This is a genomic window from Micromonospora zingiberis, from assembly GCF_004331455.1.
Lineage (GTDB): Bacteria > Actinomycetota > Actinomycetes > Mycobacteriales > Micromonosporaceae > Micromonospora > Micromonospora zingiberis.
This window is the reverse complement of the sequence record NZ_SJJR01000014.1, coordinates 145,458-159,758: the sequence shown is the minus strand read 5'-3', so window position 1 is coordinate 159,758 and position 14,301 is coordinate 145,458. Positions and strand designations below refer to the sequence as shown.

The 14,301-nt window shown below is 75.3% G+C and carries 2 protein-coding genes; both read right to left on the bottom strand.

What is annotated here, in order from left to right; genetic code table 11:
* A partial coding sequence (locus E0H26_RS20225; RefSeq protein WP_476703378.1) for a beta-ketoacyl synthase N-terminal-like domain-containing protein occupies positions 1-894 on the bottom strand: 894 nt, incomplete at its 3' end.
* Entirely contained in the window at positions 854-14,155 is a 13,302-nt protein-coding gene (locus E0H26_RS20220) for a type I polyketide synthase (RefSeq protein WP_131305953.1), read from the bottom strand. The genes E0H26_RS20225 and E0H26_RS20220, both read right to left, overlap by 41 nt.
* Between the last annotated feature and the right edge of the window lie 146 nt (positions 14,156-14,301).

Below are 14,301 nucleotides of genomic sequence, written 5' to 3'. Positions count from 1 at the left end.
CGACAACCGCTCCACCAACAGCAACCCCACACCCTCAGCCCAACCAGTCCCCGCCGCACCCGCCCCAAACGACCGACACCGACCATCCACCGACAAACCACGCTGACGCGAAAACTCCACAAACGCGACCGGCGACGCCATCACCGTCACCCCGCCGACCAGCGCGGCCGAGCATTCGCCACGGCGCAGCGCACTCACCGCCAGGTGCAGGGCGACCAGCGACGACGAACACGCGGTGTCGACGGTCAGCGTCGGGCCCTCCAACCCGAACACGTACGCCAGGCGGCCGGAGGCGACGCTGCCCGCGCTGCCGCTGAACAGATAGCCCTCGGCCTCGCCGGGCAGTCGCGGCCGGGCGCCGTAGTCGTGGTACATGCTGCCGAGGAAGACGCCGGTGTCGGTGCCGCGCAACGACTCCGGGTCGATGCCGGCGTGTTCCGCGGTCTCCCACGCCACCTCCAGCAGCAACCGCTGCTGCGGGTCGATCGCCTCGGCCTCCCGGGGCGAGATGCCGAAGAAGTCCGCGTCGAACCGGTCGGCGTCGTACAGGAAGCCGCCCTCACCCGCGTACGACTTGCCCACCGCTTCGGGGTCCGGGTCGACCAGGTCGGCCGGCCAGCCCCGGTTTTGCGGGAACGGGCCGACCGCGTCGCGCTCGGCCAGCACCAGGTCCCACAGTTCGTCGGGTGAGGTGACGCCGCCCGGGTAGCGGCAGCCCATGCCGACGACCGCGATCGGTTCCCGATCCTGGTCCTCGGCGGCGCGCAGCCGGGCCCGCAGGTCCTGCGAGTCGGCGATGGCCCGCTTGAGGTACTCGCGCAGCTTCTGCTCGTCGGCCACGGTCGTCTCCCGCTCAGTCGAGGTCGTCGACCAGCGCGAACAGCGCTTCGTCACTGGCCGTGTCGAGGTCAACGGCGGCCGGGGATTCCGGCGCCGCCAGGGTGAGCAGCTGTCGCAGCCGGTCGGCGACCATTGCGTCGCCGGGTCCGCTGTCGCGCAGCAGGGCCTCCAGCCGGTCGAGTTCGGCGTGCACGCCGTCGTCCGGCGGACTGTCGGTCAGCAGGTCGTCCAGGTAGCGGACCAGCGCTGCCGGGGTGGGGTGGTCGAACGCCAGCGTCGCCGGCAGCCGGTGCCCGGTGGCCGTGCCGAGCCGGTTACGCAGCTCGACCGCGGTGAGCGAGTCGAATCCGAGGTCGGTCAGGGCGCGGTCCAGGTCGATGCCGTCCGGGTCGGTGCGGCCGAGCACACCGGCGACCTGTGCCCGTACCAGACCGGTAAGCAGGTCGCGGCGTTGTTCCGGGGAGCGGCCGGCCAGTTGTGCGGCGAGGGTGGGCCGGTCGGCGGCGACGGCCGCGGAGGCCACCGGCAGGGCGGGCGCGGCCAGGTCGCGCAGCACGGCTGGCGGGTCGGTGAGGCGGCGTACGTCGAAGCGGGTGACCGCGAACGCCGGGCCGCCGTCGGTGAGGGCGGCGTCGAACAGCCGCATCGCCTCCTCGCCGGCCAGTGGCCGCAGTCCCAGCCGGGCCACCCGCTGCCGGTCGGTGTCGGACAGGTGCCCGGACAGGGCGCTGGTCTGTGCCCACAGTCCCCAGGCAAGGGAGACGGCGGGCAGGCCGGCGGCGCGGCGGTGCTGCGCCAGCGCGTCGAGGAAGGCGTTGGCGGCGGCGTAGTTGCCCTGCCCGGCGGTGCCGAGGGTGCCGGCGACCGAGGAGTACAGCAGGAACAGCGCCGGTGGTCGGTCGGCGGTCAGCTCGTGCAGGTGCCAGGCGGCGTCCACCTTGGGCGCCAGCACCTGGTCGAGGTCGTCGCCGGTGAGTGCGGTGACGGTGCGGTCGCGGGTGGTGCCGGCCACGTGGGCAACCGCGGCGGGTGGCCGGTCGAGGCCGTCGAGCACGGCGGCGAGGGCGGCACGGTCGCTGACGTCGCAGGCGAGGGTGCGTACGGTGGCGCCGAGACCGGTCAGTTCCACCGCGAGCCGGTCGGCGTCGGGGGCGGCCGGTCCGCGCCGGCTGAGCAGCACCAGGTCGGTGGCGCCGTACGCGGTGACCAGGTGTCGGGCCAGAACCGCGCCGAGCGTGCCGGTGGCCCCGGTGACGAGCACCGGCCCGGTGGACAGGTCCGGCCGCGTTTCGGTGCCGGCCCGGGTGACCGGGGCCAGGCGGGGTGTCAGCAGCCGGCCGGCGCGGATCGCCGCCTGCGCTTCGGTGGTGGCGGCGACCTCGGCGAGGACGGCCCAGGAGGCGTCGGTGCCGTCCACGTCGACCAGCCGGAACCGGCCCGGCTGTTCGGCCTGCGCGGAACGGACGAGGCCCCACAGCGCGGCCTGGACCGGGTCGGGGTCGGCGTCGTCGGTGGTGGCGACCGCGTGCCGGGTCACCAGCACCAGTTCGGTGCCGGTGTCGTCGGCCAGCCAGCGGCGCAGCAGATCGAGGGTGCCGGTCAGACTCTGCCGCGCGCGTTGCGGTGCGGCTGCGGCCGGGTCGCCGTCGGGTGCGGCCACGAACACCACGGCTGTGGCGGGCAGGTCGCCGACCGTGGCGTAGCTGGGCAGCCCGGTGGTGTCCGGCAGTCCGACCGTGGCCGCCTTCACCGCCGCGCCGTGGGGTGTGGGCAGGGGACGCCAGGTGAGCCGGTGCAGCCCGTCCGGGACGGCGGCCGGGCCGGCGGTGCGGGGCAGCAGCCGCAGCCGGTCCACGGTGAGTACCGCGACGCCGGCCGGGTCGGTGGCGGTCAGCGACACCACGGTGCCGTCCTCGCCGGTGTCGTGGACGGTGAGGGCGACCCGCAGGGTGGACGCGCCGGTGGCGTGCAGCCGTACCCCGGTGAACGCGAACGGCAGCACCTCGGCGCCGACCTCGTCCGGCGCTGCGGCCACCAGGGGCAGCAGTGGGTGCAGCGCGGCGTCGAGGAGCGCCGGGTGCAGGGCGTAGCCGGCGGCCTCGGGTAGCTGGTCCTCGGCCAGGGTGACCTCGGCGAACCGTTCGCCGGGGCGGCGCCACACCCGGGTCATCCGCCGGAACGCCGGCCCGTAGTGGTAGCCGAGGCCGGCCAGCCGGTCGTAGACGTCGTCGAGGGCGACGGGTTCGGCGTCCGTCGGCGGCCATGGGCCCGGCGGCGGGGCGGGTGCCGCTGCGGGGGTGAGCAGGCCGTCGGCGTGCCGGGTCCACGGGTGTCCGGCGGGGGCGTCGGCCGGTCGGGCGTGCACGGCGGCCGTACGGCTGCCGTCGTCGGCTGGGGCGCCGACCACCACCTGCACGGCGACCGGTTCGCGCCCGTCGAACGGCAGCGGGGTGGTCAGGGTCAGCTCGGCCAACTGGTGGCAGCCGACCTGTGCGCCGGCCCGCAGCACCAGGTCGGTCAGCGCGCTGCCGGGCACCAGCGGGACGCCGCCGGGGCGGTGCTCGGCCAGCCAGCTGCCGCTGGCGGCGTCGAGCCGGCCGGTGAGCACGGCGGTGTCCGAGCCGGCCACGTCGACGGCCGCGCCGAGCAGCGGATGGGCGGTGTCGTGCTGCCCGGCTGCGGTCGGCCCGGCGCCGCGGGCGTCGAGCCAGTAGCGGCGGCGCTGGAAACGGTAGGTGGGCAGCGGCACCGGGCGGGCGTGGGGGTGCACCTGGTCCCAGTTCACCGGCAGTCCCCGCCCGTGCAGCAGGGCGAGCGCGGTGAGCATGGTTTCCGGTTCGTCCCGGCCGGCCCGCAGCACCGGGACGACGAGGCCGGGCAGGTCGCCCAGCGTGGCTGCGGCTAGTCCGTTCAGCACCGCGTCGGGGCCGATCTCGACCAGGTCGGTGACGCCGGTGCGGTGCAGGGTGCGGACCGCGTCGGCGAAACGCACCGGCTGCCGTACGTGCCGTACCCAGTAGTCGACGCTGCCGAGTTCGCTGGCGGTGGCCGGGTCGCCGGTGGTGTCGGAGATGACGGTCAGCGTGGGTTCGCGGAAGGTGATTGCGTCGATCGTCCGGCGGAACCGGTCCAGCACGTCGTCCATGTGGTGGGAGTGGAAGGCGTGGCTGACCGGCAGTGCGGTGGCCCGCCGGCCGTGGGAGCGCCAGTGACCGACGGCGTCCTGGGCGGCTGCACGGTCCCCGGCGACGACGATGGACCGGGGGGCGTTGACCGCGGCCACGGTCAGGTCGGTGCGGCCGGCCAACCAGTCGCGGACCTCGTCCTCGGTGGCGTCCAGTGCGACCATCCCGCCGTCGTCGCGGGCGGCCTGCATGGCGTGGCCACGGGCGGCGATCAGCCGGGCCGCGTCGGCCAGGTCGAACACGCCGGCGACGTGCGCGGCGGTGACGCCGCCGACGGAGTGGCCGAGGACGGTGTCCGGTCGTACCCCGCAGGCCTCCATGTGCCGGTAGAGGGCGACCTCGGTGGCGAACAGGGCGGCCTGGGTGAACACGGTCTGGCCGAGCAGGGCCGCGTCGGCGCTGTCGGGGTCGGCGAACAGGATGTCGCGCAGTGGCCGGTCGAGGCGCCCGTCCAGGTGCGCGCAGACGTCGTCGAGGGCGTGGCGGTACGCCGCCGACCGGTCGTACAGGGTGCGGCCCATGCCGGTGCGCTGGCTGCCCTGCCCGGTGAACAGGAACGCGAGCCGGCCACGCGGACCGGTGGGGCCGTGGGTCAGGCCGGCTGCGGATCCGCCGGTCGCCAGGGCGTCGAGGGCGGCGGCGCGGGTGTCCGGGTCGGTGGCGGTGACCACGGCCCAGCGGTCCAGGACGGTGCGGCGGGTCAGGGCGCGGGCGATCCCGGTCGGGTCCGGGGGTTCGGGGCCGGTGACCAGGTCGTGCAGTGCGCGGGCCTGGCCGCGCAGGGCGGCGGGGTGGTGCCCGGACACCACCCAGGCGACCGGGGTGCCCGGTTCCGGTTCGGCGGCCGGTTCGGGTGCGGTGGATGCCGGGGCCTGTTCGAGGATGACGTGGGCGTTGGTGCCGCTGATGCCGAACGACGACACGGCGGCGCGGCGGGGACGGCCGGTGTCCGGCCAGTCCTGCCGGGTGGACAGCAGGCGGACGGCGCCGGAGTCCCAGTCGACCATTGGCGACGGCTCATCACAATGCAACGAACGCGGCGCCACCCCAGCCCGCATCGCCTGCACCATCTTGATCACACCACCAACCCCCGCCGCCGCCTGCGCATGACCAATATTCGACTTCAACGACCCCAACAACACCGGCCCACCAGCAGTACGGGCGCCGTAGGTGGCCAACACCGCCTGCGCCTCGATCGGATCACCCAACGACGTACCCGTACCATGCGCCTCCACCACATCCACATCAGACAGAGACAAACCAGCAACACCCAACGCAGCACGAATCACCCGCTCCTGGGCGGGGCCGTTGGGGGCGGTCATGCCGTTGGAGGCGCCGTCGGAGTTGACCGCGCTTCCGCGGACCACGGCGAGGATCTGGTGGCCCTTCGCCTGGGCCACCGAGAGCCGCTCGACCAGCAGCAGACCCACGCCCTCGGCCCAGCCGGTGCCGGCGGCATCGGCGGCGAAGGATCGGCACCGGCCGTCCGGGGCCAGGCCGCGTTGGCGGGAGAACTCCACGAATGCCGTCGGCGACGCCATCACCGTCACCCCGCCGACCAGGGCGGCCGAGCATTCGCCACGGCGCAGCGCACTGACCGCCAGGTGCAGGGCGACCAGCGACGACGAGCAGGCGGTGTCGACGGTCAGCGTCGGGCCGTTGAGGCCGTACACGTAGGCGAGGCGGCCGGAGACCGCGCTGGCGGTGTTGCCGACCAGCAGGTAGCCCTCCAGGTCGGCGGGTGGGCGGGCGGCCCGGGCGGCATAGTCGTGGTACATGACGCCGGTGAAAACGCCGGTGTCGCTACCCCGCAACGACCGCGGATCGATCCCCGCATGCTCGAACGTCTCCCACGCCACCTCCAACAACAACCGCTGCTGCGGATCAGTAGCCAACGCCTCCCGCGGCGACATCCCGAAAAACTCCGCATCAAACCGATCCGCCTCATACAAAAAACCACCCTCACCGCAATACGAACGACCCACCGCCCCCGGATCCGGATCAACCAAATCCGCCGGCCAACCCCGATTCCCCGGAAACGGACCCACCGCATCCCGCTCCCCCAACACCAACTCCCACAACCCATCCGCCGACACCACCCCACCCGGAAAACGACAACCCATACCAACAATCACCACCGGATCACCGTCGACAACCACGATCGGAGCCGGGGCCGACTCGGCGGGCCGGCCGCCGACAGTTCCGGCCAGGTACTCGGCGACAGCAGTCGGGGTCGGGTGGTCGAACACCAGCGTGGCCGGCAGCGGCAGGCCGGTGACGCCGGAGAGGCGGTTACGCAGGTCCACCCCGGTCAGCGAGTCGAACCCGGCGTCGCGGAACGGCACCTCGGGCGCCACGCCGGCCGGACTGTCGTGGCCGAGTACGGCGGCGACAGCCTTCCGGACGGTGTCCAGCGCGTACGCGTGCCGGTCCGGCTCGTCCAGCCCGGCCGCATGCGTCGCCCAGTCGCCGGCCGGGATCGCCGCTACCCGGCGTGGGCGGGTCGGCGCCAGCGCACGCAGGGGTGCCGGTAGCGGATCGTCGGTGCGCAGCCGGGCCGGTTCCAGGGCCACCGGCACGAGAACCGGTTCGGGTGAGCGCAGCGCCCGGTCGAACAGGGCGAGGCCGTGCTCGGGGGTGAGCGGGTCGATGCCGAGCCGGGCCCAGCGGGCGATGTCGGTGTCGCGCAGCGCCGCGCCCATCCCGGTGGTGGTGTCCCACAGGCCCCAGGCCAGTGCGGTGGCGGGCAGCCCGGCGGCGTGCCGGTGCATGGCCAGCGCGTCGAGGGCGCAGTTGGCCGCCGCGTAGCCGGCCTGCCCGGCCGTGCCCAGTACCCCGGCGATCGAGGAGAACAGCACGAACGCGGTCAGCGGCCGGTCGGCGGTCAGGTCGTGCAGGTGCCGGGCGCCGTCCGCCTTGACCCGCCACACCCGGTCCAGCTGCTCGTCGGTGAGAGCGGCCACGGTGGCGTCATCCACCACCCCGGCCGCGTGCACGACCGCGGTGAGCGGGTGTGCGGCCGGGACGGCGGCCAGCACGGCGGCGACGGCGTCGCGGTCGGTGACGTCGGCGGCTACCACGTGGACCTCGGCACCGGCTTCGCGCAGCGCGACGGTGGTCGCGGTGGCCTCGGGGGCGTCCGGGCCGCGCCGGCTGACCAGGACGAGGTGGCGCACCCCGTACGTGGTGACCAGGTGCTCGGCGACCAGCCGGCCCAGCCCGCCGGTGCCGCCGGTGATCAGGACGGTGCCGGTGGGGTCGATCGCCGGCGACTGCCCGGCTGCGGGTGCCGGGCCGAGGCGGGGCGCCAGCAGTGCGCCGGCGCGGACGGCGACCTGCGGTTCGCCGGTGGCGACGGCGGCGGCCACCGCGTCGGGACCGGCGCCATCGTCGAGGTCGACCAGGGTGACGTCGGGATGTTCGGCCTGGACACTGCGGAGCAGGCCCCAGACGGCAGCGCCGGCCGGGTCGGGGGCAGGGTCGCCGGGTGTGCTGACCGCGTGGCGGGTCACCACGGTGAGGGGGCCGGTGAGTCGGTCGCGCACCGCGTGCAGGGCGGCGCGGACGGCGGGCAGTGGGTCGTCGCCGCCGAGGGTGATCGTCTCCCCGGGGTCGGCCGGGCTGGACGGGGCGGACAGTGGCTGCCAGCCGAGCGTCCAGAGCCCGCCGGTGCCGCCGGTGGCGGCGGCCAGGTCGCGGGTGTCCACCTCACGCAGGGTGAGCCCGCCGATCCGGCCGGCCGGGCGGCCGGTGTTGTCGGTGAGGGTGATGGTCACCGTGTCCGGGCCGGCCGGGGTGATGCGGGCCCGCAGTGCGCGGCCGGGTGTGCCGATCAGGTCGGCGTCGGTGACGGTGAAGGGCAGCCGGATGTGTCCCGGGGCGGTACGGGTCGCGGCGTGCCGTACCACCGGGTGCAGGGCGGCGTCGAGCAGCGCCGGGTGGATGCGGTAGCGGGTCGGGTCGGTGTCTTCGGGCAGTTCGAGCTCGGCGCAGATGTCGTCGCCGACGCGCCACAGCCGGCGAACCGCGGTGAAGTCGCCACGGTAGTCGTAGCCGGCCTCGGCGAGGCGGGTGTAGAGATCGCCGACGGATTCCTCGACCGCGCCCGGCGGCGGCCACGGCGCGTCCACCGGCCCGGCGTCGGTGACGCTGGCCGGGGTGAGTCGGCCGGTGACGCAGCGCCGCCAGGCGTCCGGGGCCGCGCCGTCCTCGGCCCGGGCGTGCACGGCGAACCGGCGAGCGCCGTCGGGGTCCGGCTCGGCCACGCTGACCTGTACGTGCAGGGCGCCCTGGGCGGGTACGGCGAGCGGCGCGACCAGGGTCAGTTCGTCCACCCGGGTCGCGCCGGCCCGCTCGCCGGCCATGCGGGCGATCTCCAGGAACGCGGTGGCGGGCACCAACGCGGCGCCGTTGATCACGTGGTCGGCCAGCCACGGCAGGTCCGACCGGGACAGCTCCCCGGCGAGGACCAGGCCGGCCCGGTCGGCCAGGTCCACCGTGGTGTGCAGCAGCGGGTGCGCGGTCGGGTCGGCGGAGGTACGCGGGGCCAGCCAGTAGCGGTCCAGGTGGAACGGGTACGTGGGCAGACCGGTCGGCGGCGATCCGGCGCCGAGCGGGGCCGGGTCGAGCGGGGCGCCGGCGGTGTGTGCGGCGGCCACGGCCAGGATCGCGGTTTCCGGTTCCGGACGGCCGGCGCGGCCGGTGGCGATCACTGTGGCGTCGGTGTCGCCCAGCGTTTCGCGGATCGCCGGGACCAGTGCGGTGTCCGGTCCCACCTCGACGAAGACGGTGGCCCCGAGGGTACGCAGGCTGGTCACGGCGTCGGCGAAGCGGACCGTTCCGCGTAGCTGGCCGGTCCAGTAGCCGGGGTCGGCCAGCCGGTCGTCAGGGAGCCGGTCGCCGGTGGCGGTGGACACGAACGGCAGTTGCGGCGCGGTGAACTCGCGGGCCGCGGCCACCTCGGCGAACTCGGTCAGGATCTCGTCCATATGGGCGCTGTGGAAGGCGTGGCTGACGCGCAACCGCCGGGTACGCCGGCCCCGGGCGGCCCAGTGCGCGGCCGCCTCCACGATCGGGTCGGGGTCGCCGGACAGCACCACCGACGTCGGCCCGTTGACCGCGGCCAGGCTCAGCTGCGGGTACGCGGCCAGGGTGGCCGCCACCTCCTGCTCGCTGGCCTGTACCGCCAGCATCGCCCCGCCGGCGCGGGCCCGGTCCATCAGCCGGCCTCGGGCGGCGACCAGGGCGGCCGCCTCGGGCAGGGTCAGCGCCCCTGCCACGTGTGCGGCGGCCACTTCGCCAACCGAGTGGCCGGCGACCAGGTCCGGCCGCAGGCCGTGGTGGGCCAGCAACCGGGCCAGGGCGACCTCGACGGCGAAGAGCGCCGGCTGGGCGTACCGGGTGCGGTGCACGTCCTCGGCCGCCAGCACGTCGGTCAGCGCGCGGTCCAGGTGCGGGTCCAGGGCGGCGGCCACCTCGTGCAGGGCGGCGGCGAAGACGGGGAACGTGTCGGCCAGTTCGGCGCCCATGCCGGGCCGCTGGGCGCCCTGGCCGGTGAACACGAACGCGACGCGGGCGGGCCGGTCGGCGTGGCCGCGGACCACCCGGGCGTCGTCGGTCCCCGCGGCCAGGTTGGCCAGGCCGGCGAGCAGGTCGCCGTGGGTGCTGCCGACGACCGCGGCGCGATGCGGGAACCGGGTCCGGCCGGCCAGCGCCCGGGCCACGGCGGCGGGGTGGGGTTCGTCGGCCGCGGTCAGCGCGGCGTGTAGCCGACCGGCCTGCCGGGCGATGCCGCCCGGGTCACGGGCGCTGATCAGCCAGGGTACGGGCGCGTCGGCGGAAGGTTGCGGGTCCGGGTCGTCAGGCGCCTGCTCCAGGATCAGGTGGGCGTTGGTGCCGCTTATGCCGAAGGAGGAGACGGCGGCCCGTCGGGTGGGGCGGGCCGGCCAGGGGCGGGCTTCGGTGAGCAGGCGCAGCGGGCCGGCCGCCCAGTCGACCCGGGGGGTCGGTTCGTCCACGTGCAGGGTGCGTGGCAGGGTGCCGGAGCGTATGGCCTGTACGAGTTTGATGACACCGGCGACGCCGGCGGCGGCCTGGGTGTGGCCGATGTTGGACTTCAGCGAGCCCAGCCAGAGCGGGCGGTCGCGGCCGGGCCCGTACGCGGCGGCCAGCGCCTCGGCCTCGATCGGGTCGCCGAGGGCGGTGCCGGTGCCGTGGGCCTCGATCGCGTCGACGTCGTGCGGGGCCAGCCCGGCGTCGGCGAGCGCGGCGTGGATCACCTGGCGCTGGGCCAGGCCGTTGGGGGCGGTCAGCCCGTTGGAGGCGCCGTCGGAGTTGACCGCGGAGCCGCGGATGACGGCCAGCACCGGGCGGCCGGCGCGGCGGGCGTCGCTGAGCCGTTGCAGGACCAGCAGTCCGGCGCCCTCGGCCCACGCGGTGCCGTCGGCGGCGGCGGCGAACGACTTGCACCGGGCGTCCGGGGCGAGGCCGCGCTGACGGGAGAATTCCAGGAACATGCCCGGGGTGGCGAGCACGGTGACGCCGCCGGCCAGGGCGGTGTGGGATTCTCCGCTGCGCAGTGACCGGACGGCCAGGTGCAGGGCGACCAGCGAGGACGAGCAGGCGGTGTCCACGGTGAGGGCCGGGCCGGCCAGGCCGAGGTGGTAGGCGATGCGCCCGGACATCACGCTGGGTGTGGTGCCGGTGAGGATGTGCCCTTCGCCGGCGGTGCCGCCGTCGTGCATTCGGGGGCCGTAGTCCCCGGCGGTGCCGCCGACGAACACTCCGGTGCGGCTGCCGCGCAGGGTTTCCGGGTCGATGCCGGCGCGTTCCAGGGCTTCCCAGGCGGTGAGCAGCAGCAGCCGTTGTTGTGGGTCCATGGCCAGCGCCTCGCGGGGCGAGATGCCGAAGAAGGCGGGGTCGAACGCGGCGGCCTCGGGCAGGAAGCCGCCCTCGCGTACGTAGCTGGTGCCGGGGTGTTCGGGGTCGGGGTGGAACAGGGTGGCGGGCCAGCCGCGGTCGGTGGGGAACGGGCCGATGGCGTCGCGTTCGTCGGCGACCAGCCGCCACAGCGCGTCCGGGGTGTCGGCGCCGCCCGGGTAGCGGCAGGCCATGCCGACGACGGCGATCGGCTCGTCGGCGACGGCCCGGACCTCGCTGCGCGCGGTAGCGGGGGTGGCAGTGGCACCGGCGAGGTGGGCGGCGAGGGCGTCCGGGGTGGGGTGGTCGAACAGCAGCCCGGTGGGGAGCGTGGTGCCGGTCGCGGCGGCCAGCGCGTCGCGCAGTTCGACGGCCATCAACGAGTCGACGCCGAGGTCACGGAAGGTCGCCTGCCGGTCGACCAGGTCGGGGTCGGGCACGCCGAGGACTGCCGCGACGTGTGCGGCCACCAGTGTCGGCGTGTCGAGCCCCGGTGTTCGGGCGGGTGCTGCCGTCGGGGTGGGCGGCGCAGCCGGGACGGCCGCGGGTACCGGCGCGGCGGCAGGGCCGGTGCCGAAGTCCTGCCGCTGGAAGGCGTACGTGGGTAGCCGTGGTCGCCGTCCGGTCGGCGGCGCCCAGCGGCTCGGGTCGGTGTGGACGCCGCGGACGTGTAGCCGGGCCAGTGCGGTGCGGGCCGAGCGGGTCTCGTCGGTTCCGGCGCGCAGCAGCGGCACCGCGACGGCCGTGCCGTCGTCGAGCCCGCAGCCGGGCACCAGGGCCGCGCAGACGCCGTCCGGGCCGGCTTCGATCATGGTGGGTGCGGCGTCGGCGGCGGCGCGGACGGCCGCGGCGAACAGCACGGGTTCGCGGACCTGGGCGACCCAGTGGTCCACGGTGGCCAGGTCGTCGGCGGCCAGTGCGCCGGTGCGGGTGGAGACCACCGGCAGTCGCGGCGGTCGCAGGGAGAGCCCGGCGACGACCTGGCCGAAGGTAGGCAGCATCGGCTCCATCAGCGGCGAGTGGAAGGCGTGGCTGACGGTGAGCCGTTTGACCCGGTGCCCAGCGGCGCGCAGGGCCTGGGCCGCCGCGTCGACCTGCGCGGCGGCGCCGGAGAGTACGGTGGCCCGTACCCCGTTGACCGCGGCGACGGCCAGCCGATCGGGGGCGGCGTCGGCGAACGGGCGCAGCCGGTCCGGCGGGGCGTCCACTGCGATCATGGCGCCGCCGGTGGGCAGGTCGCGCATCAGCGCGCCGCGGGCGGCGACCATGGTGCAGGCGTCGGGCAGCGACAGCACTCCGGCGACGTGGGCTGCGGCGATCTCGCCGATGGAGTGGCCGATCAGCCGGGTCGGGGTCACCCCCCAGGACTCGATCAGGCGGTAGGCGGCGACTTCGACGGCGAACAGGGCGGGCTGGGCGAGGTCGGTGCCGTCGAGCCCGTCGCCGGTGCGGATGATGTCGGCCAGTGGGCGGGGCAGCAGCGGGTCGAGGTGGGCGCAGACCTCGTCGAAGGCGGCGGCGTACGCGGGGAACGCGGCGCGTAGGCCGAGGCCCATCCCGGTGCGCTGGGCGCCCTGCCCGGTGAACAGTACGGCGGCGCCGGGGTGGACGGCGGTCTCGCCGGTGCTCACGTGGGCCGTGGGTGTGCCGTCGGCCAGGGCGGTGAGGGCGGCGGTCAGCTCGGTGTGGTCGGCGGCCCATATGGCGGCCCGGTGCCGGAAGGTGGTACGGCGGGTGGCCAGCGCGTGGGCGAGGTCGGCCGGGGTGGCGCCGGGGTGGCGGCGGGTGTGCCGGAGCAGCCGGGTGGCCTGGTCGCGCAGCGCCGGGGTGGTGCGGGCGGACAGGGTGACCAGCGCGGGATCGGCCGGGCTGGGCGCCGGCTCGGGCGTGGGCAGCGGCGGAGGTTCGCCGATCACCACGTGGCAGTTGGTGCCGCCCATGCCGAAGCTGCTCACGCCGGCGATCAGTGGCCGGTCGGGGTGCGGCCACGGGCGGTGGGTGGTGGCGACCCGCAGCCGTAGCTCGGACAGGGGGATGGCCGGGTTGGGTCGAGTGAAGTGCAGGCTGGGCGGCAGCATCCGGTGCCGGATGCTGAGTACGGCCTTGACCAGTCCGGCGATGCCGGCGGCGCCTTCCAGGTGGCCGATGTTGGTCTTCACCGAGCCGACCAGGAGTGGGTCGGCCGGGTCACGGCCGGCGGCGAAGACGGCGCCGAGTGCGGCCGCCTCGATCGGGTCGCCGACCGGGGTGCCGGTGCCGTGCAGTTCCACGTACTGCACGTCGGCGGCGCCGATGCCGGCGGCGGTGTGGGCGCGGGTCAGCATCCGTTGTTGGGCGTCGGCGCTGGGCACGGTCAGGCCGGGGGTGGCGCCGTCGTTGTTGACCGCGCTGCCGTGCAGGACGGCGAGGACGTCGTCGCCGTCGGCTCGGGCCTGTGCCAGGGGTTTGAGGACCACGACGGCGGCGCCCTCGCCACGGACGTACCCGTTGGCGCGCTCGTCGAAGGTGTGGCATCGGCCGTCCGGGGAGAGTCCGCCGAAGCGTTGGGCGGTGTGCACCCCGTCGGCCAGGAGGTTGAGGTTGACCCCGGCGGCGACGGCGAGCGGGACGGTGCCGGCACGGACGGCTTCGGCGGCCAGGTGCACGGCGACCAGTGAGGACGACTGGGCGGTGTCGACGACCATGCTGGGGCCGCGGAGGTCCAGTGTGTACGAGACGCGGTTGGCGATGAGTCCGCGGTGGGTGCCGGTGTTGGTGTGGCCGGTGACGGCGTCGGGTCCGGCCCGGTGGATGAGGCCGGCCCAGTCGTCGCGCAGTGCCCCCACGTAGACGGCGGTCTGCGTGCCGGCCAGTTCGGTGGGCACGATGCCGGCGTCCTCCAGGGCTTCCCAGACCAGTTCCAGGACGAGTCGCTGTTGCGGGTCGGTGGCGGCGGCCTCGCGTGGTGAGATGCCGAAGAATCGGGCGTCGAAGTCGCCGGGTCGGTCCAGGAAGCCGCCGCGCAGCGCGCCGGGGGTGTGGTCGTCGCCGGTGGGGCGGCGGTCGGCGGGTGCGTCGGTGACGGCGTCGCGGCCCTCGGTCAGCAGTTCCCAGAACGCGTCCGGGTCTGCCGCGCCGGGCAGGCGGCAGGAGAGGCCGACCACGGCCACCGGGGTGTCGCCGGTGTTCGGGGCGTCGGTGTTCGGGGGGTCGGCGTGCGTGTCGTGGGTCATCGCGTTCGGTTGCCCTTCGTCGCTTCCCCTGGGAACCGCAGTCGGCGGTTTGATCCGTTTCTATCAATGGATTGGTGGCGGACCGTCAGCGTTCAGTCACGCCGCAGTAGCCCGGTTCTCTCGATGACGCCGATGGGGCGGCGATT